20 protein-coding genes and 1 pseudogene are annotated in these 25,041 nt (G+C 73.8%); 10 read left to right on the top strand and 11 right to left on the bottom strand.

Features of this window, described 5'->3' with window-relative positions; translation table 11 throughout:
• Positions 1-10: 10 nt before the first annotated feature.
• Positions 11-522, top strand: a pseudogene (locus BLU55_RS19835) (DUF2243 domain-containing protein).
• Positions 523-1,137: 615 nt separating this feature from the next.
• Here the strand turns inward: BLU55_RS19835 and hrpA are convergent.
• Positions 1,138-4,908, bottom strand: a complete 3,771-nt coding sequence (gene hrpA, locus BLU55_RS03195; RefSeq protein WP_091725993.1) for an ATP-dependent RNA helicase HrpA — start codon at positions 4,906-4,908, stop codon at positions 1,138-1,140.
• Between the two features lie 61 nt (positions 4,909-4,969).
• Positions 4,970-5,491 carry a hypothetical protein gene (locus BLU55_RS03190; RefSeq protein ID WP_091725990.1) on the bottom strand — a complete coding sequence of 174 codons (522 nt, stop codon included), beginning with the start codon at positions 5,489-5,491 and terminating at the stop codon, positions 4,970-4,972.
• Between the two features lie 137 nt (positions 5,492-5,628).
• Here BLU55_RS03190 and BLU55_RS03185 point away from each other — a divergent pair, with 137 nt between their 5' ends.
• The 4 genes from BLU55_RS03185 (at position 5,629) to BLU55_RS03170 (ending at position 11,139) form a co-directional block, all read left to right on the top strand.
• Entirely contained in the window at positions 5,629-6,372 is a 744-nt protein-coding gene (locus BLU55_RS03185; protein ID WP_091725988.1) for a response regulator transcription factor, read from the top strand.
• On the top strand, positions 6,372-7,808 hold the full coding sequence (locus tag BLU55_RS03180) for a sensor histidine kinase (RefSeq protein ID WP_091725985.1): 1,437 nt from the start codon (positions 6,372-6,374) through the stop codon (positions 7,806-7,808). Before BLU55_RS03185 ends, BLU55_RS03180 begins: the two co-directional genes overlap by 1 nt.
• A gap of 68 nt (positions 7,809-7,876) precedes the next feature.
• A complete protein-coding gene (locus BLU55_RS03175; protein WP_091725982.1) occupies positions 7,877-9,901 on the top strand; it encodes an ArnT family glycosyltransferase in 2,025 nt (674 codons plus the stop codon).
• The gene (locus BLU55_RS03170; RefSeq protein ID WP_231917024.1) at positions 9,898-11,139 is read left to right on the top strand and encodes a bifunctional glycosyltransferase family 2/GtrA family protein; all 1,242 of its coding nucleotides are present in this window, start codon (positions 9,898-9,900) and stop codon (positions 11,137-11,139) included. Before BLU55_RS03175 ends, BLU55_RS03170 begins: the two co-directional genes overlap by 4 nt.
• A gap of 31 nt (positions 11,140-11,170) precedes the next feature.
• Here the strand turns inward: BLU55_RS03170 and BLU55_RS03165 are convergent, their stop codons facing one another.
• Positions 11,171-11,779 (bottom strand): TetR/AcrR family transcriptional regulator, encoded by a 609-nt coding sequence (locus BLU55_RS03165; RefSeq protein ID WP_231917023.1) that lies wholly within the window; start codon positions 11,777-11,779, stop codon positions 11,171-11,173.
• 72 nt (positions 11,780-11,851) lie between these two features.
• Between BLU55_RS03165 and BLU55_RS03160 the strand changes: the two genes are divergently transcribed.
• From BLU55_RS03160 to BLU55_RS03145, 4 genes are read left to right on the top strand one after another with little or no spacing between them, the layout of a single operon-like run.
• Positions 11,852-13,393: a flavin-containing monooxygenase gene (locus tag BLU55_RS03160; RefSeq protein WP_091725976.1), complete on the top strand. Its 1,542-nt coding sequence runs from the start codon at positions 11,852-11,854 to the stop codon at positions 13,391-13,393.
• A complete protein-coding gene (locus BLU55_RS03155) occupies positions 13,390-14,241 on the top strand; it encodes an SDR family NAD(P)-dependent oxidoreductase (RefSeq protein WP_091725973.1) in 852 nt (283 codons plus the stop codon). Before BLU55_RS03160 ends, BLU55_RS03155 begins: the two co-directional genes overlap by 4 nt.
• 54 nt (positions 14,242-14,295) lie before the next feature.
• Positions 14,296-14,841, top strand: coding sequence for a DUF402 domain-containing protein (locus BLU55_RS03150; RefSeq protein WP_091725971.1), 546 nt, complete (start codon positions 14,296-14,298; stop codon positions 14,839-14,841).
• A gap of 4 nt (positions 14,842-14,845) precedes the next feature.
• Positions 14,846-15,958, top strand: coding sequence for a glutamate--cysteine ligase (locus tag BLU55_RS03145; RefSeq protein WP_091725968.1), 1,113 nt, complete (start codon positions 14,846-14,848; stop codon positions 15,956-15,958).
• Here the strand turns inward: BLU55_RS03145 and BLU55_RS03140 are convergent.
• The 3 genes from BLU55_RS03140 to BLU55_RS03130 are packed head-to-tail and all read right to left on the bottom strand — an operon-like array spanning position 15,955 to position 19,928.
• Entirely contained in the window at positions 15,955-17,112 is a 1,158-nt protein-coding gene (locus BLU55_RS03140; protein WP_231917022.1) for an FUSC family protein, read from the bottom strand. The genes BLU55_RS03145 and BLU55_RS03140 overlap by 4 nt on opposite strands.
• A gap of 24 nt (positions 17,113-17,136) precedes the next feature.
• The gene (locus BLU55_RS03135) at positions 17,137-18,420 is read right to left on the bottom strand and encodes a DUF1501 domain-containing protein (protein WP_157682707.1); all 1,284 of its coding nucleotides are present in this window, start codon (positions 18,418-18,420) and stop codon (positions 17,137-17,139) included.
• A gap of 38 nt (positions 18,421-18,458) precedes the next feature.
• Positions 18,459-19,928: a DUF1800 domain-containing protein gene (locus BLU55_RS03130; RefSeq protein WP_091725961.1), complete on the bottom strand. Its 1,470-nt coding sequence runs from the start codon at positions 19,926-19,928 to the stop codon at positions 18,459-18,461.
• A gap of 152 nt (positions 19,929-20,080) precedes the next feature.
• Between BLU55_RS03130 and BLU55_RS03125 the strand changes: the two genes are divergently transcribed.
• On the top strand, positions 20,081-21,487 hold the full coding sequence (locus BLU55_RS03125; protein ID WP_091725958.1) for a WS/DGAT/MGAT family O-acyltransferase: 1,407 nt from the start codon (positions 20,081-20,083) through the stop codon (positions 21,485-21,487).
• Here BLU55_RS03125 and BLU55_RS03120 read toward each other — a convergent pair.
• The 5 genes from BLU55_RS03120 to BLU55_RS03100 form a co-directional block, all read right to left on the bottom strand.
• The gene (locus BLU55_RS03120) at positions 21,484-21,828 is read right to left on the bottom strand and encodes a helix-turn-helix domain-containing protein (protein WP_091725955.1); all 345 of its coding nucleotides are present in this window, start codon (positions 21,826-21,828) and stop codon (positions 21,484-21,486) included. The two genes, BLU55_RS03125 and BLU55_RS03120, sit on opposite strands and share 4 nt — an antisense overlap.
• Before the next feature lie 70 nt (positions 21,829-21,898).
• Positions 21,899-22,552, bottom strand: coding sequence for a response regulator (locus BLU55_RS03115; protein WP_091733341.1), 654 nt, complete (start codon positions 22,550-22,552; stop codon positions 21,899-21,901).
• A 55-nt stretch (positions 22,553-22,607) separates the two neighbouring features.
• On the bottom strand, positions 22,608-23,132 hold the full coding sequence (locus BLU55_RS03110) for a flavin reductase family protein (protein ID WP_091725952.1): 525 nt from the start codon (positions 23,130-23,132) through the stop codon (positions 22,608-22,610).
• A complete protein-coding gene (gene macS / locus BLU55_RS03105; protein WP_231917021.1) occupies positions 23,129-24,253 on the bottom strand; it encodes a MacS family sensor histidine kinase in 1,125 nt (374 codons plus the stop codon). The genes BLU55_RS03110 and macS overlap by 4 nt, the downstream gene beginning before the upstream one ends.
• Positions 24,254-24,255: 2 nt before the next feature.
• Complete coding sequence (locus BLU55_RS03100) at positions 24,256-25,020, bottom strand: lysophospholipid acyltransferase family protein (protein ID WP_231917020.1); 765 nt, start codon at positions 25,018-25,020, stop codon at positions 24,256-24,258.
• Positions 25,021-25,041 lie beyond the last annotated feature (21 nt).

The following is a 25,041-nucleotide window of genomic DNA, read 5'->3' as shown; positions in this document are numbered from 1 at the left end:
ACGTCACCCCATGGCCGACACCCGCTCCGCGCCCCGGTCCACCCGCCGGCCGCCCTCGCGCTGGCCCGGCCTGCTGCTGGGTCTGGGCCTCGGCGGCTTCGTCGACGGGATCGTGCTCCACCAGGTCCTGCAGTGGCACCACCTCCTGGGTGCCCGTCCCGGCACGCCGGTGACGACCGTCGCGGGCCTGGAGGCGAACACGCTGGCCGACGGCTTCTTCCACGTCGCCACGTGGGTGCTCGTGCTCGCCGGCTCCCTGGGCACGGTCTCGGCCTGGCGCCAGGACCGGGTCGCCCCCGCTGGTCGTTCCACCTCGGGCTGCTCCTCGCCGGGTGGGGTGGGTTCAACCTCGTCGAGGGCCTGGTGAACCACCAGCTCCTCGGCGTGCACCACGTCCGGGACGACCTCGGCGCCCCGCTCGCGTGGGACCTCGGCTTCCTCGCCTCCGGTGCCCTCCTGCTGGTCGTCGGGTGGTGGCTGCACCGACGCGGTGCGGGGCACAGCCGGCACCCGGCCTCGTGACGACCACGTCGGATCGGCCCCGTCCCGGCCCCTGATGTACCGGCTCGGATCGGCCACGTCCCGGCCCTGAGTTACCGGTTCGGATCGGCCACGTCCCGGCCCCTGAGGTGCCGGTTCGGGTCGGACACGTCCCGGTCCCTGAGGAGCGACGAAGTCGCGTCTCGAAGGGCCGGGTCAACCAGGCCGGCCCAGGCAGCGAGGCAGCCAGCCAGGCAAGGAAGACAGCCCAGGCAGCGAGAATTCACCTGCCACCACTCGACGACCTGGTCCACCCCCGGACCCCGACCAGCCAGGCTGATCGGGGTCACCGGCACGCCCCGGGCCGGACCGGGCCTTCGAGACAGGACTGCGTCCTTCCTCAGGGACCGACCTGCCGCCGCCCTCGCTGGCTGAGGAGGGCCGCCAGGCCCGCTTCGAAGCGACCCCCACCCCCGACGGGGAGGATCACTGCCACCAGGCGACAGCAGGACTCCCCGATCACGCCCGCTGGCCCTTCGAGACAGATTCCGTCCATCCTCAGGGACCGAACGGCCAGGCCCCACCGTCCGCCGCGGCCCTTTGAGACAGGAGTCTGCGCGTCCTCGGTGCCGCGGGGTGAGCACCCTGGCCCGGGCGTCACCCGGCGGCGTCGAGCGCCTTGCGGATGCGGGCGTCGGAGACGGGCTGGGCGGTGCCGAGGTGCTGGGCCCAGAGGCTGACGCGGTACTCCTCGAGCATCCACCGCACCCGCCGGACGTCGGCCGTGGGCGGCCGGCCCGCGGGCAGGGCGGCGACGCGGCTCTCCCAAGCCTGCTGGAGCCCGGCGACGCGGGCCATCAGGTCGCGGTCGCGGCTGAGGTCGCCGAGGCGCTCGACGCGGGCCAGCATCGCGGCGAGGTAGCGCGGGTAGTGGCGCAGCGCCTCCGCCCCGGCGTCGGCGACGAAGCCGGGGGCGACGAGCCGGCCGAGCTGGGACTGCAGGTCGTTCATGGCGGGCAGGGCGGCCATCTCGACCCGGCCGCGCAGCGCCTTGTCGACCGGTCGCCAGGCGGCCAGCACGCGGAGCACCTGCTGCAGCACGGCGGCGGAGCGCTCGGGCAGCTCGCGCCGGGCCCGCTCGACCAGCGCGTCGAAGGCCGCCTGGTCGCGCACGTGCGGGGTCTGGTCGACGAGGTCGCCCGCGGCGGCCACGACGCAGTCGTCGATGAGCGCGCGCGCCGAGGGGTACGGCGAGGCCGCGAGGCCGAGCTTCTGGGTGTTGTCGAGACCGTCGGCCAGCTTCGCGGACGGTGACGGCACGGCGAGCAGCAGCAGGCGCCGTACGCCGAGCCGGTGCTGGGCCTCCTGCTCGACGGCCGAGGCGGCGACCACCAGGCCGACCGTGGCGCCCTCGTCGACCAGCGTCGGGTAGACCCGGACCTCGTGGCCGGCGCGCGAGCGGGTGAACGACGGCTCGACCGTGCCGAAGGTCCACGACGTCTGGCCGGTGCCACCGACGCCGGACTCGGAGGCGACCTGCTGCACGGCGCGGTCGAACGAGGGACGCAGCGGCTTCTTGAGGGCGTCGAGGTCCTTGCCGACCGCGACCTCCTCGTCGGCCTCCCCGAGCACGCGGAAGGTGGGGCGCAGGTGGGCCGGCACCTTGGTCATGTCCCACGCGTCGCGCGGCACGTGGACCCCGGTCATCGAGCGCAGGTGGCGCGAGAGCGAGTCGAGCAGCTCCTCCTCGCCGGGCGGCGCGACGTCGAGGAAGCGGCGGGCGAAGTCCGGCGCCGGCACGAAGTTGACGCGCAGCTGCTTGGGCAGCGACCGGATCAGGGCGGTGACCAGCTCGTGGCGCAGGCCGGGCACGTTCCAGGTGAAGGGCGCCGGGCCGACGGTGTTGAGGGTGGCCAGCGGCACGTCGACCGTGACGCCGTCGTCGCTGGCGCCGGGCTCGAAGTGGTAGCTGAGCGAGAACGTCAGGGGTCCCTCCTGCCACGCGTCGGGGAAGTCGCGGTCGGTGACCTCGCCGGCGACGTCGTTGACCAGCATGTCGGGGTCGAAGGTCAGCAGGTCGGGGCGGCGGCGGCGCTCCTGCTTCCACCAGCCGTCGAAGTGCCCGCCCGAGACGACGTCCGCCGGGATCCGGGCGTCGTAGAAGTCGAAGAGCGTCTCCTCGTCGACCACGATGTCGCGGCGGCGGGCGCGGTTCTCCAGCTCGGCGGCCTCGTCGAGCAGCTGCCGGTTGGTCTCGAAGAACTTGTGGCGGGTGCGCCACTCGTTGCCCACGAGGGCGTGGCGGATGAACAGCTCGCGGGCCAGCTCGGGCTGGCGGGAGCCGAGGGCGACGAGCCGGTCGGCGACCAGCGGCACGCCGTACAGGGTCACCCGCTCGTGGGCCATCGCGGCCTCGCGCTTCTTCGACCAGTGGGGCTCGGCCAGGGTCCGCGTGACCAGGTCGCCGGCCAGCCGCTCGGCCCAGGCGGGGTCGATGGCGGCGTTCTGGCGGGCGTAGAGCCGCGAGGTCTCGACCAGCTCGGCGGCCATCACCAGGTCGGGCTGCTTCTTGAACAGCCCCGACCCCGGGAAGATCGAGAACCGGGTGCCGCGGGCGCCGAGGTAGTCGCGCTTCTCGGCGTCGCGCAGCCCGATGTGGGACAGCAGCCCGGCGAGCAGCGCCTGGTGGACGGCGTCGGCGTCGACCTGGTCGTCGGCCCCGGCCGCGCGGCCCGGCGACAGCCCGACCTGCTTGGCGACCTGGCGCAGCTGGGACTCGAAGTCCTGCCACTCCCGGATCCGCAGGTAGTTGAGGTGCTCCGCGCGGCACATCCGGCGGAACGCGCTGGAGCCCATCTCCTGCTGCTGGGCCTTGAGGTGGCGCCACAGGTGGAGCAGCGACATGAAGTCCGAGCGCGGGTCGCGGAAGCGCGCGTGCAGCTGGTCGGCCTGGGCCCGCTGCTCCACCGGACGCTCGCGCGGGTCCTGGATGGACAGCGCGGCCGTGATGACCAGGACCTCGCGCAGGCAGCCGAGCTGCTCCGCCTCGAGGATCATCCGCGCCAGCCGCGGGTCGATGGGCAGCCGGGCCAGCGACCGGCCCGTCCGGGTGAGCCGCGGCCCCCGCCGCGCGCCCTTCGCGCCGTCGGAGGGCACCAGGGCGCCGAGCTCCTCGAGCAGCTGCACCCCCGCGCGCACCGCGCGCCCGTCGGGCGGCTCCACGAAGGGGAACCGCTCGACCTGGCCCAGGCCCAGCGCGGTCATCTGCAGGATCACGCTGGCCAGCGAGGTGCGCAGGATCTCCGGCTCGGTGAACTCCGGGCGGGACTCGAAGTCCTCCTGGCTGTAGAGCCGGATCGCCACTCCCGCCTCGACGCGGCCGCAGCGGCCGGAGCGCTGCTGGGCGCTCGCCTGGCTGATCGCCTCGATGGGCAGCCGCTGCACCTTGGTCCGCGAGGACCACCGGCTGATGCGGGCCAGGCCGGTGTCGATGACGCCGGTGATGCCGGGGACGGTCAGCGAGGTCTCGGCGACGTTGGTGGCCAGCACCACCCGGCGCCGGGTGTGGCGCTCGAAGACGCGGTGCTGCTCGGCCGCCGACAGCCGGGAGTAGAGCGGTACGACGTCGAAGCCGCCCCGCACCGCGCGCGGCCCCTCGGCGAGGTGGGCGAGCGCGTCGGCGGTGTCGCGGATCTCGCGCTCGCCGGGCAGGAACACCAGCACGTCGCCTGCGGTGTCACGCATCAGCTCGGCGACGGCGTCCTCGACCGCCTCGGTCTGGTCGCGCTGCACCGGCTCGCCGTCGTCGTCCTCGAAGACCTCCTCGAGCAGCGGTCGGTAGCGCACCTCCACCGGGTAGGTGCGCCCCGAGACCTCGATGATCGGCGCGGGCGTGCCGTCGGCGGCCGCGAAGTGCTGGGCGAAGCGCTCCGGGTCGATGGTCGCCGAGGTGATGACGACCTTGAGGTCGGGCCGCCGCGGCAGCAGCCGCTTGAGGTAGCCCAGGATGAAGTCGATGTTGAGGCTGCGCTCGTGGGCCTCGTCGATGATGAGGGTGTCGTAGCGCGAGAGCTCGCGGTCGTGCTGCAGCTCGGCGAGCAGGATGCCGTCGGTCATCACCTTGACCCGGCTCTGCTTGCTGGTGCGGTCGGTGAACCTGACCTGGTAGCCGACCGTCTCCCCCAGCTCGGTCCCCAGCTCCTCGGCGATCCGCTCGGCGACGCTGCGCGCGGCGATCCGGCGCGGCTGGGTGTGGCCGATCATCTTCGACTCGCCGCGCCCCAGGGCCAGCGCGATCTTCGGCAGCTGGGTGGTCTTGCCCGACCCGGTCTCACCGGCGACGACGACGACCTGGTGGTCGCGGACCGCCGCCGCGATGTCCTCGCGGCGGCCCGAGACGGGGAGGTCGGGAGGGAAGTGGATGCGCACAGCCCCACCAGTCTGCCGGGAGCGGCGACCGGGCTCCAAGCCGGTGGGCCCCGGACCGGCCTCAGGTGGTCGAGGTCGACCCGCCGGAGCCGTCGTCGTCCCCGTCCCCGAACCCGGGGTGGTCCCCGTCGCGATCCCCGTCCGGATCCCCGTCGCGGTCGAGACCCGGTGGGGTGCCCGGCTGCTGGCCGGGCTGGAACCCCGGCTGCTGGCCGGGCTGGAACCCCGGCTGCTGTCCCTGCCGGCCCGGCCCCTGGCCCGGCTGGAAGCGGCTCCCGCCGGGACCACCGCCGCTGTCGGCGTCGTTGCCCGCGGCGGCGATGGCGACGCCACCGGCCGAGCCGAGCAGCACGGCGGCGAGACCGACCACGGCGGCGCCGCGCAGACCGCGCAGCCGCTGCAGCCGGCCGGCCCGCGGGGACGGGGCGGTGGGCCGGGCCGCGGCCGCGCCGACGGCGTGGGGCGGCAGCGGCACGGCGTGCTCGTTGGCGGCGGGCGCACCGGACGGCACCGCCGGGGTGGCGTCGGGCCTGCTGGGCACGGCCGGGGGAACGGGGCGCTGGGGCTGGGTGTCGTCGTCCACGGGTGGCAGCCTCGGACGCGCACCTGTGACGACCCTGTGGCCGGGCTGGCCGCCACCTGCGGGTGTGGCCACCACCTCACAGGTCACGCACAGGGAAGGCATGGACTTCGCACGGACAGCGGGCTCACAGTTGAGGCATGAAGAACGCTGCCACCGAGATGACCCGCCCCGACGGCTCGCCCCTGCGGGTGCTGGTCGTCGACGACGAGGAGAACATCGCGGAGCTGCTGCGCATGGCCCTGCGCTACGAGGGGTGGGAGGTCGAGGTGGCGCTCACCGGCAGCAAGGCGGTGGCCGCCGCCAAGCGGTTCCGGCCCGACTCGGTGGTGCTCGACATGATGCTGCCCGACTTCGACGGCATGGAGGTGCTGCGCCGGATGCGGGTCGAGGCGCCCGACGTGCCCGTGCTGTTCCTCACCGCCCGCGACTCGGTCGAGGACCGCGTGGCCGGGCTCACGGCGGGCGGCGACGACTACGTCACCAAGCCGTTCTCGCTGGAGGAGGTCGTGGCCCGGCTGCGGGCGCTGATGCGCCGCGCCGGCGCCCGCCTGGCCGACAGCGACTCCACCCTCACGGTCGGCGACCTCGTCCTGGACGAGGACAGCCACGAGGTGAGCCGCGGCGGCGAGCAGGTCGCGCTGACCGCGACCGAGTTCGAGCTGCTCCGCTTCCTGATGCGCAACCCGCGCCGCGTGCTGAGCAAGGCCCAGATCCTCGACCGCGTCTGGAACTACGACTTCGGGGGCCAGGCCAACGTCGTCGAGCTCTACATCTCCTACCTGCGCAAGAAGATCGACGCGGGCCGGGCGCCGATGATCCACACCATGCGCGGTGCGGGTTACGTGCTGAAGCCGGTCGACCAGCCGGCGCACGCCGGCTGATGCGGGCGCCCCGCACCCTGACCGCCCGGCTCGTCGTCACCGCGGTCCTGCTCGTCGCGGTCGTCTCGGCCCTCATCGGGGCCGTCAGCACCGTGGCGCTGCGCAACCAGCAGCTCGCCCAGCTCGACCGCGACGTCCAGTCCTCGCTCAACCGGGCCTTCGGCGACGGCGACCGCGACAACCGGGGCGCCGACGACGGCGGCCCACCGCCCGGGCCCGGCAACCAGGCGCCGAACACGATCTTCGCGGTGCTGGAGCCGGCCGGCTCGTCGACCGCGTCGGGCGGGCTGGTCTTCCAGCGCGACAGCAACACCCGGCGCGACCTCTCCAGCCGCGCGCTGGCCCGCCTCGGCGACGTCCCGACCGACGACGACGTCCACGGCGTGGACCTGCCGGGCCTGGGCTCCTACCGGGTCAGCACGCGGGCCCTGTCCAACGGCGCCGTCGTGGTGAGCGGGCTGCCCACGCACCCGGTCGACGAGACCGTCGCCACGCTGGTCGGCTACGAGGCACTGCTGGTCCTGCTGGGCCTGGGGGTGGCCGCAGGGCTCGGCACGGTCGTCGTGCGCCGCCAGCTGCGGCCGCTCAACGAGGTCGCGGCCACCGCCGACCGGGTCTCGCGGCTCCCCCTCGCCTCCGGCGACATCGACCTCGACGAGCGGGTGCCGGCCCACCTCACCGACGAGCGCACCGAGGTGGGCCGGGTCGGGTCGGCGCTCAACAGCCTGCTGGTGCACGTCGAGTCGTCCCTGGAGGCCCGGCACCGCAGCGAGCAGCAGGTCCGCCAGTTCGTGGCCGACGCCTCCCACGAGCTGCGCACGCCGCTGGCCACCATCCACGGGTACGCCGAGCTGTCCCGTCGTACGCCGGACGACCCGGTCGCCCTGTCGGGAGCCCTCACCAAGGTCGAGACCGAGACCGACCGGATGTCCGCCCTGGTCGAGGACCTGCTGCTCCTGGCCCGCCTGGACTCCGGGCGACCGCTGGAGCGCACCGAGGTCGACGTGACCCTGCTGCTGCTCGAGTCGGTGACCGACGCACGGGTGCTCTCCCCCGCCCACCACTGGAAGCTGGAGCTGCCCGACGAGCCGGTGACCGTGACCGGCGACGAGAACCGGCTCCACCAGGTGGTGCGCAACCTGCTCGGCAACGCCCGCGCCCACACCCCGCCCGGCACCACCGTCACGGTCGCCGCCGCCGTGGTGGGCGACGAGGTGCGGGTGAGCGTGCACGACGACGGCCCCGGCTTCCCACCGGCGCTGGTGGAGCACGCGTTCGAGCGGTTCACGCGCGGCGACTCCTCGCGCACCCGCGCGTCGGGCGGCGCCGGCCTCGGTCTCTCGCTGGTCGCCGCCATCAGCGAGGCCCACCGCGGTCGTGCCTCGGTCGACTCGCGGCCCGGGGACACCACCCTGACGGTCTCGCTGCCCCGCTGAGGGCCGTTCACAGGCCTGCCACAGACGAGCCACACGGGGCACGCAGCCGGCGCCGCCACGGTTGCCCCATGGAACCCACGAGCACCCTTCCCCGGACCGTCGTCCCGGGTCCCCACGCGCGGGCGACCCCGGCGACCACCCCCCTGACCGCCCCACCCCGAGCCGCCACCGGCGCGACCGGGGGTCGTGACCGGCTGGCCCGCGCCTGGCGCGGCTCGCAGGACGACCCCGCGTGGGCCCGCCCGGCGCTGCTCGGCCTGCTCGCGGCGACGGCCCTGCTCTACCTGTGGGGCCTGGGCGCCAGCGGCTGGGCCAACTCCTTCTACTCGGCGGCCGCCCAGGCGGGCTCGGCCTCCTGGAAGGCCTTCTTCTTCGGCTCGAGCGACGCCGCGAGCTCGATCACGGTCGACAAGACGCCGCTGGCGCTGTGGCCGATGGCGCTCTCGATCCGGATCTTCGGGCTGTCCAGCTGGAGCATCCTGGTGCCGCAGGCGCTCATGGGCGTGGCCACGGTCGGGCTGCTGCACCGCCTGGTCCGGCGTACGACGGGATCGGCCGCGGCCGGCCTGCTCGCCGGCACCGTGATGGCGCTGACCCCCGTCGCCGTGCTGATGTTCCGCTTCAACAACCCCGACGCCCTGCTCGTGCTGCTGCTCGTCGGGTCCGCGATGGCCACGCTGCGCGCCATCGAGGAGACCCGCGTCCCGACCGGCCACGCCGTGCGCTGGGTGGCGCTGGGCGGCGCCCTGGTCGGCGCAGCCTTCCTGGCCAAGATGCTGCAGGCGTTCCTCGTGCTGCCGGCCCTCGGCCTGGCCTACCTGCTCTTCGCGCAGACCTCCTGGGGCAGGAAGCTCGGCCACCTCGCGATCGCGTTCGGCGCGATGGTGCTGGCCGGTGGCTGGTGGGTGGCGATCGTCGAGCTGTGGCCCGCCTCGAGCCGGCCCTACATCGGCGGCTCGCAGGACAACTCGATCCTGGAGCTGACCCTGGGCTACAACGGCCTCGGCCGGCTCAACGGCGACGAGACCGGCTCGGTCGGCGGCGGCAACGGCTGGGGCACGACCGGTCTGCTGCGCCTGTTCGACAGCGAGATCGGCGGCCAGATCGCCTGGCTGCTGCCCGCCGCCCTGGTGCTCGGTGCCGCCGCCCTGTGGTTCGCCCGCCGTCAGCGCCGCGTCGGCGCCGCCCTCGTGCTGTGGGGCACCTGGCTCGTCGTCACCGCCCTCACCTTCAGCTTCATGGCCGGCATCTTCCACGCCTACTACACCGTCGCGCTGGCCCCGGCCGTCGCCGTCCTGGTCGGCACCGGCGCCTGGGTCCTGTGGGAGCGTCGCGACTCGGTCGTCGCCTCCGGCGTGCTCGCCTTCACCGTCGCGCTCACCTCGGCGCTGGCGTGGTTCCTGCTCGACCGGGCCGGCGACTTCGTGCCGTGGCTGAAGTGGCTCGTGCTGGTCCTCGGTCTCGCCGGCGCCCTGGCCGTCTCGGTCGCCGGCCACCTGCCCCGTCGGCTGGCCGTCGCCGCCGCGGCGGTCGCCCTGGTCGCCGGGCTCGCCGGCCCCGCGGCGTACGCCGTCAGCACCGCCGCCACCCCCCACACCGGCTCCATCCCCACGGCCGGCCCCTCCACGGGCGGTGGTCCCGGCGGCACGGGTGGTGGTCCCGGCGGGATGCGCGGCGGCACGCCTCCCGGGGCGACCACCGGCGGCGCGACCGGCGGCGGGGCGGGCGGCCTGCTCAACGGCAGCACCTCCTCGGCCGAGATGACCGCGCTGCTGCAGACCGACGCCGACGGCTACACCTGGGCCGCCGCCGCCGTGGGCAGCAACAACGCCTCCGGCTACCAGCTGGCCAGCGAGGAGCCGGTGATGGCGATCGGCGGCTTCAACGGCAGCGACCCGAGCCCGACGCTCGCGCAGTTCCAGCAGTACGTCGCCGACGGCCAGGTCCACTACTTCATCGCCTCCTCCGGGGGCATGGGCGGCGGACCCGGCGGCGACAGCAGCAACGAGATCGCCGCCTGGGTCGAGGCCAGCTTCAGGGCCACGACCGTCGGCGGCACCACCGTCTACGACCTCTCGGGCGGCGTGCAGTGAGCGCGGTGCTCGAGCCGGCCGAGCCGGCCGGCGCCCCCGCCCCGGGGGCCACCCCCGGGGCCGGGCTCCGGGAGCCGCTGACGGCGACGGTGCTCGACGTGGTCATCCCCGTCTACGACGAGGAGGCCCAGCTGGCCGCCTCGGTGGAGCGGGTGCTCGAGCACCTGCGCGAGCTGCCCTGGAGCTCGCGCGTCACGATCGCGGACAACGCGAGCACCGACCAGACGGCGATGATCGCCCGGCGGCTGAGCCACCAGCACCCCGAGGTGTCGGTGGTCCACCTGGCCGAGAAGGGACGCGGCCGGGCCCTCAAGCGGGTGTGGAGCGAGTCGCCGAGCGACGTCCTCGTCTACATGGACGTCGACCTGTCCACCGACCTGCGGGCGCTGCTGCCCCTGGTCGCCCCGCTGGTCAGCGGCCACTCCGACCTCGCCATCGGCTCCCGGCTCGCCCGCACCTCGCGGGTGGAGCGGGGGGCCAAGCGGGAGCTGGTCTCGCGCAGCTACAACCTGATCCTGCGCCAGACGCTGCGCGCCCGCTTCAGCGACGCCCAGTGCGGGTTCAAGGCGATCCGCCGCGACGCCGCCCGCGAGCTGCTCCCGCTGGTGCGCGACGACGCGTGGTTCTTCGACACCGAGCTGCTCGTCGTGGCCGAGCGGTCGGGGCTGCGGATCCACGAGGTGCCGGTGGACTGGGTCGACGACCCCGACAGCAGCGTCGACCTGGTCCGCACCGCGCTCGCCGACCTCCGCGGGGTGGCCCGTCTGGGCACCGCGCTGCTGCGCGGCACCCTCCCGCTGCGCGAGATCGGCGAGCGCCTGGGCCGGACCAGCGCCGAGGCCGGCCGGGGACGGCTCGGGCTGCAGCTCGGCATGTTCGTGGTCGTCGGCCTCGCCTCGACCCTGGCGTACGCCGTCCTCTACGTCCTGCTCCGCGGGCCGATGTCGCCCTGGTGGGCCAACGCCACGGCGCTGCTGCTCACCGCGGTCGGCAACACCGCCGCCAACCGCCGCTTCACCTTCGGCGTCCGCGGCCCCCACGACCGGGTGCGCCACCAGCTGCAGGGCCTGCTGCTGTTCGCCGTCGGCCTCGCCGCCACCACCGGCGCCCTCAGCCTGCTCCACGCGGTCGCCTCCCCCGGCCCCACGGCCGAGGTGCTGGTCCTCACGGCGACCAACCTGGCCGTCACGGTGCTCCGGTTCGTGGCGCTCAGGCTGTGGGTCTTCGTGCGCCGCTGACCACCGCCCGCGCCCGGGCGCCAGCCCGGGGTCAGGCGGGGCGGAGGGGGGCGAGGATGCCGGGGAGGGAGCCCACGAGGGTGTGCAGGAGCTCCTCGCGGGTGACGCCGCGGGGGTCGCGGACCCACTCGACGACGACCTCCTCCATGAAGGCGGCCCAGCCGCGGACCAGCAGGCGGACGGTGGGGGTGTCGGTGAGGCCGAGGTCGGAGGCCTCCTCCGCGACGGCGCCGTCGAAGAGGCGGTCGGTGAGCGCGGTGCGGGACTCCTCGTAGATCTCGCGCAGCGCCTCGTGGCCGCCGGCGGCGCCGCGCACGAGCGAGACGTAGCCCTCGTAGTTGTCGCGCACGTAGTCGACGTAGCGCTCCAGCGAGCCGGCGAGCTGCTCCAGGGGGCTCCCGCTGCCCCGGGGGGCGGTGACGGTGAACAGGTCGTCGGCGGCGCGGCGCACGACGGCCACGTGGAACTCCTGCTTGCCGCCGAAGTAGTGGTAGAGCAGCCCGCGCGAGATCCCGGCCTCCTCGGCGAGCACCTCGATCGAGAGCTCCTCCAGCGAACGCCGCCCCAGCAGCTGCACGCCGAGCTCGATGAGCTGCTCGCGGCGCGCGTCCGGCGACATGCGGACCCGGGGCGTCGTCATGTGGGCCATGTTACTGAACTTCTTTCAACAGTCTTATTGACGGACGTTCAACAACCCTGGGATCGTGGACGCATGTCCACCGACACCACTGCCGCCACGACCGACCAGGACCACGAGGCCGCCGCTCCCCTGCCCACCCACGTCCGGGTGCTGGTCGTGGGTGCGGGGTTCGCGGGCCTCGGCACCGCGATCAAGCTGGACGAGGACGGGGTCACCGACTTCGTCGTGCTGGACAAGGGCCACGGCGTCGGCGGCACCTGGCGCGACAACACCTACCCGGGCGCTGCCTGCGACGTGCCGAGCCAGCTCTACTCCTTCAGCTTCGCGCCCAACCCCGACTGGACGCGGTCCTTCTCCACCCAGCCCGAGATCCACGCCTACCTCGAGCGCACCGCTCGCGAGGCCGGCGTGCTCGACCGGTTCCGCTTCGGCGTGACCGTGCAGGACGCCGCCTGGGACGAGGCCGACCGGGTCTGGCACGTCAGCACCGACGCCGGCGACGTCACGGCCGACGTGATGGTCACCGGCTCCGGCGGGCTCTCCGAGCCGCGGCTCCCCGACATCGAGGGCATCGACTCCTTCGAGGGCGAGGTCTTCCACTCCGCGCGCTGGGACCACGACGCCGACCTGCGCGGCAAGCGGGTCGCCGTCATCGGCACCGGCGCCTCCGCCATCCAGATCGTGCCGCAGCTGGCCCGCACCGTCGGCCACCTCGACGTCTACCAGCGCACCGCGCCCTGGGTGGTCCCGCGGCAGGACCGGAAGTACTCCTGGGTCGAGCGCCAGGCGCTGCGCCACGTGCCCGGCCTGCAGCGGCTCTACCGCCTCGGGGTGTTCCTGGCCCGGGAGACCTACGTGCCGGCCTTCACGGTGCAGCCCGACATCGCCAAGCCGGCCGAGCTGATGGCCCGCGCCAACATCCGCAAGGGCATCAGCGACCCCGACCTGCAGGCGAGGGTCACCCCCGACTTCAAGCTCGGCTGCAAGCGGGTGCTGATCTCCAACGAGTACTACCCCGCGCTGGCGCAGGACCACGTCGACCTGGTCACCGACCGGATCGCCCGGGTCACCCCGACCGGCATCGTCACCGCCGACGGCACCGAGCGCCCCGTCGACGTGCTCGTGGTGGCCACGGGCTTCCACACCACCGACCAGCCCATCGCCCACCACCTCAAGGGCCGGGGCGGTCGCACCCTGGCCGACGTGTGGCGCGAGCAGGGCATGACGGCGTACAAGGGCACGACCATCGCCGGCTTCCCCAACCTGTTCCAGCTCGTCGGCCCCAACACCGGCCTGGGCCACTCCTCGATGGTCTTCGTCATCGAGAGCCAGATCCGCTACGTCCGGGGCGCGCTGGCCACCATGTCCGAGCAGGGCCTGGCCACCGTCGAGCCCCGGCCCGAGGTGCAGCGCCGGTGGAACAGCCGCCTGCAGCGCAGGATGGAGCGCACGGTGTGGCACCAGGGCGGCTGCGCCAGCTGGTACCTCGACGAGCACGGCCGCAACACCACGCTGTGGCCCCGCAGCCTGCTGACCCTGCGGGCGCAGCTCGCCCGCTTCGACCGCGACGCCTACGTCGTCACCACCACTCCCCAGGAGGAGACCGCAGCATGAGCACCCGACTCGAGAAGCTCCGCGACCAGGTCGTCGTCGTCACCGGCGCCGGCTCCGGCATGGGACGCGAGATCTCCCTGCTCGCCGCCCGCCACGGCGCCCGCCTGGCCATCTCCGACGTCAACGCGGCCGGGCTGGCCGAGACCGTCGACCTGCTCGAGCGCGGCGGCGCGGCCGAGGTCCGCAGCGACCGCGTCGACGTGAGCGACCGCCAGCAGATGGTCGACTGGGCCGCTGCCGTCGCCGCGCAATTCGGGACCGTCACGATGGTGGTCAACAACGCGGGCGTGAGCTACGCCGGCGACGTCGAGGAGATGACGTACGACGACCTCGACTGGATCCTCGGCATCAACTTCATGGGGGTCGTGCACGGCACCAAGGAGTTCCTGCCGCACCTGATCGCCTCGGGCAACGGCTACGTCGTCAACGTGTCGAGCCTGTTCGGGCTCATCAGCATCCCCGGCCAGAGCGCCTACAACGCCACCAAGTTCGCCGTGCGCGGGTTCACCGAGGCGCTGCGCGAGGAGATGATCGTCAACCGCCACCCGGTCTCGGTCACCTGCGTGCACCCCGGCGGCATCAAGACCGGGATCGCCCGCAACGGCCGCAAGGTCGCCGGCACCGACGTGCAGGCCACCGACGACTTCTTCGACCAGAAGCTGGCCAAGATGACCGCCGACAAGGCGGCCCGGATCATCCTCGAGGGCGCGCTGGCCAGGCGGCCGCGCCAGCTCGTGGGCCTCGACGCCCACCTGCTCCACCAGTTCGGCCGGATCACCGGCGCCCGCTACCAGGACGTCGTGGCCCGCGTGGCCGGTCGGATGGCGCCCGGGAAGTCCATCGTCTGAGCGCATCGGCGCAGGTCGCCGTGCGGGGGGCCCGGCAGTCGTAGGGTCACCCGCATGGCGCCACGACCCGACCCCCGCCCCGTGCGCGTGGAGTGCCAGAAGTGGCCGCACGCACCCCACTGGGAGTTCGACGCGGTGCTCCTGGGTCACGACGCCGTCGGCACCTGGCTCGGGATCACGGCGGGCACGCTGCTCGCCAGCCCGACCCGAGCCTTCAACGCCGCCGCCGACCACGTGACGCTGGTGCCCCACGACGCGTGGTGGCTGGCGACGTTCTACGGCCACGACCCGCACCGCCCCTTCGACGTGTACGTCGACATCGCCACGCCCGCCTGCTGGGCCGACGAGTCGGTCGTGCGGGCCGTCGACCTCGACCTCGACGTCATCAAGGGCACCACCGGGCGGATCTGGGTCGACGACGAGGACGAGTTCGCCGCCCACCGGGTCGAGCTCGGCTACCCCGACGAGGTGGTCGAGCAGGCCGTGGCCAGCTGCCAGGAGGTGCTGACCGCGGTCACCGACGGCACCGGCCCCTTCGACGGCGAGCACCTCGCCTGGATCGAGCGGCTGCGGCAGCGCCGGCAGGACGTGGAACGATGACCCCGTGCCGATCGACTTCCACGACTCCCCCGCGCCGACCCTGGGCGTCGAGTGGGAGTTCGCGCTGGTCGACGCCGGCACGCGCGACCTGAGCAACACCGCCTCCGAGCTGTTCGCGCTGCTCCACGAGCGCCACGGCGAGCAGCCGCGGATCCACCGCGAGCTGCTGCGCAACACCGTCGAGCTGACCACCGGCATCTGCACCACCACCGGCGAGGCGGTCGGCCAGCTGGGCGAGCTGCTCGACCTGGTGCGGCCGGTGGCCGCGGAGCTCGGGGTCGACCTCTACTCCGCCGGCACCCACCCCTTCGCGGAGTGGAGCCAGGCCCAGCTCACCTCGGGCCAGCGCTACGAGGAGCTGATCGCGCGCACCCAGTGGTGGGGCCGCCAGATGCTGATCTGGGGCGTCCACGTCCACGTCGGCGTGCGCCGCGAGCACGCGATGCCGGTCGTCTCGGCCCTGCTCAAGTGGTATCCCCACCTGCTCGCCCTCTCGGCGTCCTCCCCCATCTGGGCCGGCCACGACACGGGCTACGCCAGCAACCGCGCCATGATGTTCCAGCAGCTCCCGACCGCCGGCCTGCCCTTCGCCTTCGACGACTGGGAGGGGTTCGAGCGCTACGCCCACGACCTCCTCACCACCGGCGTCATCGAGGAGATCGACGAGATCCGCTGGGACGTGCGACCCGCGCCGAGGCTCGGCACGGTCGAGGTCCGGATCTGCGACGGCGTCTCCACGCTCGACGAGATGCGGGCGCTGGTGGCCCTGACCCACTGCCTCGTGGTGAGCCTGGTCGACCGGCTCGAGCGCGGCGAGACGCTGCCCTCGCTGCCGCCCTGGCACGTCCAGGAGAACAAGTGGCGCGCCGCCCGCTACGGCCTGGACGCCTGGATCATCCTCGACGCCGACTCCTCCGAGCGGCTGCTGCGCGACGACCTGGCCGACCTGCTCGTCGAGCTGGCCCCCGTGGCCGAGCGGCTCGGCTGCAGCGAGGAGCTGGCGCTGGTGGCCGAGATCCCGCGGCGCGGCGCGTCGTACCAGCGGATGCGGCGGGTGGCCGAGCGCACCGACCACGACCTCGTCGCCGTCGTCGACGCGGTGGTCCGCGAGCTCTAGTCGTCGACGAGCGGCGGGATCTGGTCGGTCGCGACCAGCGGGTCCATGCCGCTGACGGCCAGCAGGTCGGCCACGATCGAGCGCACCTGGGCCAGCACCACCTCGGCCGACAGGTCGTGGGTCCGGGCGGCCTGCGAGGTCTCGCGGCCCAGGCGCACCAGGTCGGCCCGCACCGCCCCCGGCATCCGCCCGGCCGCCAGCTCGGCGGCCACGGAGTCGCTGCAGTCGGCGAGGTCGCGCAGCAGCCCGGCGTACGACGTGGGGATCGGCTCGTGGCGGTAGCACGCGACCGCGACCCGGCGGACCAGCACCCGGGTGTTGCGCAGCGCGAAGTCGAGCGGCTCCACCAGGTCGGCCATCGCGCGCACGCCGCCCTTGTGGGCACGCCGGAACGGCGAGGACCGGACCACCGAGAGGCCCTCGTCGGCCGCCGCCCGCAGCTCCGCGACCAGGCTGTCGGTCGAGCGGGCGTCGCGCAGCACCTCCAGGGACCGGGCGGCGTCGCCGTCCTCGATGGAGTCGGCGGCCGCCCGCAGCAGCGCCGACACCTTGCGCACGATCACGCCCGCCTGCTCGCGCGGGCGGCGCAGCGGGGCCCGGGGCACCACGGCGGCGGCCACCAGGGCCACCGCACCGCCGACCAGGGCGTCGGTCCAGCGCAGGAAGGACGCGCCCGCGGCGGGCGCCAGGGTCGCGACCACGATGGCCTGGATCGCGGCCTGGTTGATGAGTAGCGTGCCGGCGTCGAGCAGCAGCGCGGCCGTCATGGCCAGGCCGACGATGAGGGCCAGCTGCCAGGCGCCGGTGCCGAGCTGGAAGGTGATGAGGTCGCCGAGCAGGACGCCCACGGCGACCCCGACGGTCACCTCGGCCACCCGGCGCAGCCGCTGGCCGTAGCTGGTGCCGAGGCTGACCACCGCCGCGACCGGCGCGAAGAAGGGCGTCGGGTGGTCGAGCAGGTCCTTGGCGATGAACCACGCGACGCCAGCGGCGACGGCGCACTGCCACACCTGCCACGACTTGGCGCGCAGCCGGGCGCGCCGCTGGCGCATGCTGGTGCGCCCGGTCGCCAGGGCCAGCTCGACGTGGGGCGCTGCAGCGGCACCGGCCCGGCGGAACGGCTCGCGTCGGCTCCGTCCGGGCTGTGGCTCCACGGCCAGGAGCCTAGTCGCCCGCGATCAGGCCATCAGCCCCAGCGGGCGGTAGGACAGGCCCGGGAAGACCTCGCCCAGCGACCGGTCGGGGAAGCGCCGCGCGACGATCTCGCCGAGCACGTTGCGGTAGTCGGTGGTGACCTGCAGGTCGCCGGCCACCAGGTTGCCCGAGGACAGCCCGGGCCACCGGCCGTAGTACTGCCCGCCCCGCACGCCGCCGCCCGCGACGAGCATCATGTTGCCCCAGCCGTGGTCGAGCCCGCGGTTGCCGTTCTCGGCGACGCGGCGGCCGAACTCCGAGATGGTCGCGAGGGTGACCCGCTCCCCCAGCGTCCCGAGGTCGGTGAAGAACGCCGCCACCGCGGCCGCGAAGCCGCCGACCATGGCCTGCATCTGCCCGCCGGTCTGGTTGCCGTAGTCGGCGTGCATGTCCCAGGAGCCGTAGTCGATGCTGATGACGGTGGTGCCGACGTTGCGCTTGATGAGGTTGGCCGCGTCGCGCAGCGCCTCGGCGAGCTCGGTGGAGGGCCAGGCGGTGGGGTACCTCGCCCCGTTGGCCGGGGTGTACGCCGCGCTCATGCGCGACGCGAGGCCGCTGCTGATCGACAGTGCGTCGGCCGCCGCCTGGGTCAGGGGCGAGCTGGTGCCCGACCAGACGGCCCGCTGGCCGGCGTACCGCTTGGCGGTGCGGGTGCTCCCGAGCCCCGGCAGGGTGAGCGCCTTGAAGCCGTCGGTGGCCATGGTGGGGGCCGGCCCGGCGAACATCGTGGGGCTCAGCGGGGTGGAGAGGTGGACCGCCTCGGCAGGTCCGACGATGCCGCCGAGCCCGATCATCCGGTTGACCCAGCCGCGGCGCACCGAGGAGCCGGGGTCGGCGTCCTCGACCTCCTCGATGGCCTTGAAGTGGGAGCGGTTGGGGACCGGCAGCCCGACCGCCTGGACGGCGGCGAGCCGACCGCTGTTCCACATCGGGAGCAGCGGTGCCATCTGGGGGTGCAGCCCGAAGCTGGCGTCGGCGGCGATCACCGAGGAGCGGCTGACCGCGATGCTGCGACGGGCGGCGTAGTAGCCCGGGTCGGCGTGCGGGACCACGACCCCGAGGCCGTCGATGCCGCCGCGGAAGCTGACCACGACCAGCACGTTGCCGGTGGTCGAGGCGCCGTGGCTGGCCTCCAGGAGGGTCTCGCCGAAGAGCCGGGTGGTCACCATCGCGCCGGTCGTGCCGGCCACGCCGCGCAGGAAGCCGCGCCGGCTGGTGCGGCTGGCCCGCTCGAACTCCTCGCAGCCGGCGTGCGTCGTACGGGTCATGGGGGCTCCCTGAGCGGGTCCGGCGGGGTCGTGGGTCGTCATCGCGTCAGGTGCTCCGGCGAGTCGAGCAGCACCGAGGCGACGTGCGGGAACATCCAGCCGCCGACCGCGTGGCTGGGGGTCACGACCGTGCTCGGGGACAGCCCGGTCGCGAGGCAGGCCGCCTTGAGGGTGCGCGACGTCGACGGCCGCCCGAGCAGGGTGCGGCTGAGGTGGTCGAAGTAGAGCGCGAAGCTGAGCCGCGAGCGCGGCACCCGCGACCGGGCGCTCACGAAGCTCACGTCGGCCTTCGGGTAGTAGGCGCCGGCCAGGTCCCAGTGGAACCGGTAGGAGCCGAGCATCCGGATCCCCGAGGTCCACTCGAAGTTGGTCTCGGGGCACCCGTCGGGGCGCGGCCAGCTGAACAGCCGCAGGCCGCGGTGGTGGTACTGCAGGTGCAGCGGGTAGGAGCCGGCGCCGTAGTCCCGGGTGGGCGCGCGGCCCCTGACCCCGAGCGCCTTGAGGGTGGCGACCATGTCGTCGACCGGGGTGCTCACCTTCTGGCCGGCGGAGGCCCGGAACTCCGGGTGCGCCACCAGGGCCAGCAGGGTCGCCTTGATGTCGGTGCCGCTCTGGGTGAACACCGACGCGAGGTGCGCCACCAGCCCGTCCGAGGGCGTGTCGCCGACGAAGCGCACGGCCAGCCGGTGGGCGACGGTGCGGGCGGTGGCGGGGTGGCGGGCCAGGTGGCGCAGGTAGGCCTCGCAGGCCGCGCGGCCGTCGGAGGAGGTGTTGGGGTGGCTGAAGCCCAGCACCTCCACCGCCCCCGTGGTGTGGGCGGCGGTGTTGTAGAAGCCCTCGTAGCTGCCGCCCCAGTCGACCGTCCAGCCGGAGAGCAGCTTCGCCGAGTCCTTGACCATGTCCTCGCTGTAGCCCGCCTCCGTGGTGACGGTGTGCAGCTCGAGCAGCTCGCGTCCCTGGTTCTCGTTGGGGGCGTTGCGGACCGAGCGGAAGTTGTCGAGGTAGAGCAGCATCGCCGGGTGCGTCGAGGCGGCCACCAGCAGGTCCTCGAAGCGGCCGAGCGCGTGCTGGCGCAGCACCAGGTGGTAGTCGTACAGGTGCGTGTAGGCCTTCTCGTCCCCGGTCGAGACGTGCAGGTGGTTGGCCCAGAAGTCGAGCATCGTCTCGAGCACCGGGCGGGTGGAGTGCACCCGACGCAGGGTGGTCCAGTTCGCGAGGTCGAGACCGTACTTGTAGTGCTGCTTGCGCTTGCTGGCGTTGTCGGCCGCCTTCTGGGCCGGCGTGCGACGCAGGTCGGGGAACCACGCGTCCACCTGCGCCACCAGCGGCGACTCCGGCACGGAGTCGGGCTCGAGCTGCTGGGCGAGCCAGGCCTCGATGCCGCCCGCCGCGCGCACGGCCGCCAGGGTGGACGGCGACCAGCCGCAGCCGAGCCGCTTCATCACGTGCAGCTCGTACGCCGAGGGCACGGCGGTCGCGGTGTAGCTCGCCGGCGTGTACGTCGCCATGACCCTCCTCCCGGGACGGGGTGTCCGATACGCCCGATTCTGCGGGCTTCCGGGAGGGGCCGCAGCGGTTTGCCCGATCCCGTGGTTACCGACCGGTTGTCCCGCGGTCACGGACGCGACAGGATCGCCCCACCTGACGAGAGGCCTGACCTGTGGCTGTTCCGATCGACCCGACCTCGGCGGCGTTCCTCTACGCCGAGAACCGACAGATGCCGATGCACGTCGGGGGTCTCCAGCTGTTCGAGAAGCCCGAGGGAGCGCCGCAGGACTACGTCCGCGAGATCTACGAGCAGATGAGCCAGGCGCAGGACGTCGCGCCGCTGTTCCTCAAGCGCCCCACCCGCGGCGTGACCACCGCCGGTCAGTGGGTGTGGACGCCCGACGACGACTTCGACCTCGAGTACCACTTCCGCCACAGCGCGCTGCCCGAGCCGGGCCGCGTCCGCGAGCTGCTCGAGCTGTGCTCGCGGCTGCACAGCACCCGGCTCGCCCGGGAGCGGCCGCTGTGGGAGGCGCACCTCATCGAGGGGATGCAGGACGGCCGGGTCGCGCTCTACACCAAGCTCCACCACTCGCTGGTCGACGGCGTGTCCGCGATGCGGCTGCTGCAGAGCGTGATGTCGACCGACCCCGACCGCCGCGACATGGCGCCGATGTGGGCCCAGCGCCCCGCGGCGCGGACGCGCAAGGCGCAGGCCGAGGCCGAGCGCAGCATCGGCTCCATCCCGCTCGACGCGTTCCGCACCGCGCTCGGGATCACCGCCGACGCCGCCGGCCTGCCCGGCGCCCTGGTCAAGACGCTGCTGCACGGCGTCAGGAACGAGACCTCGGCGCTCTCGCTCTACGCCCCCCGCACCATGTTCAACACCACCATCACCGGGTCGCGCCGCTTCGCCGCCCAGGACTGGCCGCTGGAGCGGCTGCGGGCGATCGGCAAGGCCTCGGGCACCACGCTCAACGACGTCGTGCTGGCGATGTGCTCGGGCGCGATCCGCAGCTACCTGCTCGAGCAGGAGGCGCTGCCCGACTCCGGCCTGGTCGCGATGGTGCCCGTGGGCCTCAACGCCAAGCAGGCGGGCTCGGCCTCCGGGGCGGGCGGCAACGCGGTGGGCGCGGTCATGGTCAAGCTCGGCACCGAGCTGGCCGACCCCGCCGACCGGCTCGCCTCGATCCACCGCTCGATGGTCACCGGCAAGCAGGCGCTCAGCTCGATGACGCCCATGCAGATCACCGCCATGACGGCGCTCGGCATGGCTCCCTCGATCGTGATCCCGGCGCTGCGGCTCGGCGGCCTGATCCGGCCGCCGTTCAACCTCATCATCAGCAACGTGCCGGGTCCCCGGAAGCCGCAGTACCTCAACGGCGCCCGGATGACCGGCACCTACCCGCTGTCGATCCCGATCAACGGCATGGCCCTCAACATCACCTGCAACAGCTACGTCGACGACATGTGCTTCGGGCTGACCGGCTGCCGGCGTAGCGTGCCGTCGCTGCAGCGGCTGCTGACCCACCTCGACGACGAGGTGGCCGCGCTCGAGAAGGCGGCGGGGGTGGCCTAGGCGGCGGAGGCGACGACGTCGCCGCCGGTGGCGCCCGTGCGGGCGTCGTCGACCAGGCGGCCGGCCAGGCGCTCGCCGACCTCCTGGGTGATCTCCTGGGTCTCGACGTGGTCGCTGACCTCGCGCAGCACCCCGGACAGCGGGATGTCGAGGGCCTCGCAGAGCGCAGCCAGCAGCTCGGAGGAGGCCTCCTTCTGCCCGCGCTCGATCTCGGAGATGTAGCCCAGGCTGACGCGGGCGAGCGACGAGAGGTCACGCAGGGTCATGCCCTGACGCATCCGCTCGGCCCGCAGCACAGCACCGAGAGACGCGCGGAACAACAACAACGTGCCCTGACCCATGGGGGGCTCCTTCCGGCCTGTGCTGCTCAACGCTACCGGGCCCCGCCTGCTTCCCGCCGGGGAGTCCGGGTCACGGCGTGCCGCGACCGGTGTCGTCGAGCCCCTGCTCGATGGCGTAGCGCACCAGCTGCACGCGGTTGTGCAGCTGCAGCTTGCGCAGGGTGTTCTGCACGTGGTTCTGCACCGTCCGGTGCGAGAGCACCAGCCGCTCGGCGATCTGCTTGTACGACAATCCCTTGGCCACCAGGCGCAGCACCTCGGTCTCGCGCTCGGTGAGCCGCGGCGCGTCGTCGTCGCGCCCCGGGGCCGGGGCGTCGGAGAGGCGGCGGTACTCCCCCAGCACGAGGCCGGCCAGGCCCGGGGTGAAGACGGTGTCGCCCTGCGCGACCCGGCGGACGGCGTCGATCAGCTCGGCCCGCGACGCCGACTTGACCAGGTAGCCCGTGGCGCCGGCCTTGACCGCCTCCAGCACGTCGGCCTGCTCACCGCTCGCCGAGAGGATCAGCACCCGCACCGAGGGGTCCTGGGCCACGACGCGGGCCGTGACCTCGACGCCGTTGGGCTCGGGGATCTGCAGGTCCAGCACCAGCACGTGGGGGCGAGCGGCGGGGAAGCGCGTCAGCGCCTCGGTGCCGTCGGCGGCGGTGGCGACCACGGTCATGCCCGCCTCGGCCAGGTCGCGGGCCACGCCCTCGCGCCACATCGGGTGGTCGTCGACCACCATCAGCCGCAGCCCCGGCTCCACCGCACCCGTGCTCGTGTCCCCCACGCGCGTGACCCTAGCGTCCCGGACGGACCCAGCGGCCGCGTCGGTGCTCCAGCGGGTCGAGGTCGTCGTCGCCCACGGCCGTGGTGACGATCCGGGCCACGACGAGGTCCGACCAGCCGACCTCGTGGACCGCCTCCAGCTCCACGCCCGCCCACGTGCCCGCGTCGGCGAGCCGGGGGCCGTGCTCGACCTGCTCCCACGTCGCCATCCGGAACGGGCCCCCCGGTGCGGGCAGCTGGCCGGCGAAGGCCTCGGCGAGCTCGCGGTGGCGCCACTGGAGCAGGTGCACCACGGCCCGGCCGGAGGACTCGAGCAGCTCGCACAGGTCCGAGGCCGGGTCGAGCAGGGCGCACACCCGGCCCGGCTCGCCCCCGCCCACCATCAACGACGACACCGTCAGCCCCGCCCGCTCGCGCTCGACGCCTCCGGAGGTGCCGGCCGTCCACAGCGTCACCGCCCCGCCGAGGCGACCGCGGAGCCGGCGCACGGGATCGGGGTCGGGATCGGCGAAGGGGTGCTCGCTGTGGATCGTCACGCCGACCCCCGCGGCACGGTGAGCTCCCACTCGGTGCCCTGGCCGGGCGCCGAGCGCACCTCGGCGGTGCCACCGAGGTCGTGGAGCCGGCCCACCACCGACTGGGCGACGCCGAGGCGGCCCTCCTCGGCCGAGGCCCGGAGCCGCCCCTCGGGGATGCCGGGCCCGTCGTCGCGCACCGAGACGACCCAGCGGTCGCCGAGGTCCTCGAGCAGCACCCAGGCGTCGGCGTCACGGGCCACGTGGTGGCGGACGTTGCTCAGGCACGCCTCCACGGCGCAGACGACCTCGCTGGCCGTCTCCGCGGCCACCACCGCCGGCGTGCCCGGCACCGCGACGTGGACCTGCGCGCTGGCCAGCTCGGTCAGCGCCCGGGCGAGGTCGCGCTCGCCGAGGTCCGCGACCAGCTCGCGCGAGCCCGACTGCACCAGGCCGCGCAGCCGCACCTCCTGCTCGCCGGCGAGCCTGCCGAGCTCGCGCCCGTCGCGGCCGAGCTCGGGGCCGCGTCGCTGCACCAGCGCGAGCACCTGCAGCACGCCGTCGTGGACCACGCGGGCCAGGCGCTGCCGCTCGGCCGCCGCGGCCGCGGCCCGCTCCGCGCGGTCGCGCTGCGCGGCGGTCTGCTGCAGCAGGGACGAGAGGTAGCCCACCACCGCGCCGCCCAGGACGAGCAGGAAGATGTTGCCGTAGTTCTGCTGGGTGAACTCCGAGCGGATGCTCACGTCGGCCACCGAGATCGCCACCGCCGCGGCCAGGCCGCCCTGCCAGCGCCACACCACGGCCCAGGCGAGCACCACCCCCATCACCCAGAACCCGGGGATGGTCGCGCTCAGCTGCGGTCCCTTGACCCAGGGCGTGAGCAGGATGGCGGCCACGGCGACCACCAGGTCGGAGACCAGCAGCAGCGGCACGCGGCGCGCGGCGGCGTCGTACGCCCACAGGGCCAGCGCGGTCCAGCCGACCAGGACGAGCACGACGACGGCCCCGACGACCGGGTGGTCGTAGCTCCCGTGGCGGAGCAGGAACAGCACCACCGCGTTGAGCAGCACCACGACGCGCAGCACCCCGAGGGCGCGCAGCAGCGTGTCCTGGACGGGACCGTGCGGACCCGGCTCGTCCACGCTCAGGAGGCCTTCGTGTCCGGCCCCGCCTGGGCGACGCCCGGGGCCTCGACCTCGCGCGCCTTCTCCTTGTCGGCCTTCTCCGAGCGCTTCTTGGCCTCGTCCTTGGCGACCGAGGCGTAGGTGTCGACGTACTCCTGGCCGGAGAGCCGCATGATCTCGTACATGATCTCGTCGGTGATCGAGCGCAGGATGTAGCGGTCGTTCTCCATGCCCTCGTAGCGCGAGAAGTCCAGGGGCCGGCCGTAGCGCACGTGGGGGCGGGTGAACTCGCCGAACTTCTTGCCGGGCGGGGCCACGACGTCGGTGCCCACGACCGCGACCGGGATCACCGGGACGCCGGTCTCCAGCGCGAGCCGGGCGACGCCGGTCTTGCCGCGGTAGAGCTTGCCGTCGTGGGAGCGGGTGCCCTCGGGGTAGATGCCGAACAGCTCGCCCTCGGCCAGCACGCGCTTGGCGGTGGCCAGCGCCCCCTCGGCGGCCGAGGCGCCCGAGCGGTCGATGGGGACCTGGCCGGCGCCGGAGAAGAACTTCTTCTGCAGCCAGCCCTTGACGCCCGGGGAGTTGAAGTACTCCGCCTTGGCCACGAAGGTCACCTTGCGCGAGATCGTCAGCGGCATGAACAGCCAGTCGGCGTACGACAGGTGGTTGCTGGCCAGGATCGCCCCACCGGTCTCCGGGACGTTCTCGTGCCCCATCACCCGAGGCCGGAACACCACCCGCAGCACGGGCCCGAGTGCGACGTACCTCAAGAACCAGTAGAACAACGCCGAACCTCCCTGTCGTCG

Source organism: Nocardioides scoriae, assembly GCF_900104965.1.
GTDB classification, from domain to species: domain Bacteria; phylum Actinomycetota; class Actinomycetes; order Propionibacteriales; family Nocardioidaceae; genus Marmoricola; species Marmoricola scoriae.
Note: the sequence above shows the minus strand (reverse complement) of the source record. Positions and strands in the feature narration are given on the sequence as shown.

Coding starts and splice junctions, on each gene's coding strand:
- BLU55_RS03185 (WP_091725988.1), top strand. CDS start 5,629: ATGAAGAACGCTGCCACCGAGATGACCCGCCCCGACGGCTCGCCCCTG.
- BLU55_RS03120 (WP_091725955.1), bottom strand. CDS start 21,828: ATGGGTCAGGGCACGTTGTTGTTGTTCCGCGCGTCTCTCGGTGCTGTG.
- BLU55_RS03160 (WP_091725976.1), top strand. CDS start 11,852: ATGTCCACCGACACCACTGCCGCCACGACCGACCAGGACCACGAGGCC.
- BLU55_RS03135 (WP_157682707.1), bottom strand. CDS start 18,420: ATGACCCGTACGACGCACGCCGGCTGCGAGGAGTTCGAGCGGGCCAGC.
- BLU55_RS03155 (WP_091725973.1), top strand. CDS start 13,390: ATGAGCACCCGACTCGAGAAGCTCCGCGACCAGGTCGTCGTCGTCACC.
- BLU55_RS03115 (WP_091733341.1), bottom strand. CDS start 22,552: ATGGTGGTCGACGACCACCCGATGTGGCGCGAGGGCGTGGCCCGCGAC.
- BLU55_RS03150 (WP_091725971.1), top strand. CDS start 14,296: ATGGCGCCACGACCCGACCCCCGCCCCGTGCGCGTGGAGTGCCAGAAG.
- BLU55_RS03165 (WP_231917023.1), bottom strand. CDS start 11,779: ATGACGACGCCCCGGGTCCGCATGTCGCCGGACGCGCGCCGCGAGCAG.
- BLU55_RS03175 (WP_091725982.1), top strand. CDS start 7,877: ATGGAACCCACGAGCACCCTTCCCCGGACCGTCGTCCCGGGTCCCCAC.
- BLU55_RS03130 (WP_091725961.1), bottom strand. CDS start 19,928: ATGGCGACGTACACGCCGGCGAGCTACACCGCGACCGCCGTGCCCTCG.
- BLU55_RS03180 (WP_091725985.1), top strand. CDS start 6,372: ATGCGGGCGCCCCGCACCCTGACCGCCCGGCTCGTCGTCACCGCGGTC.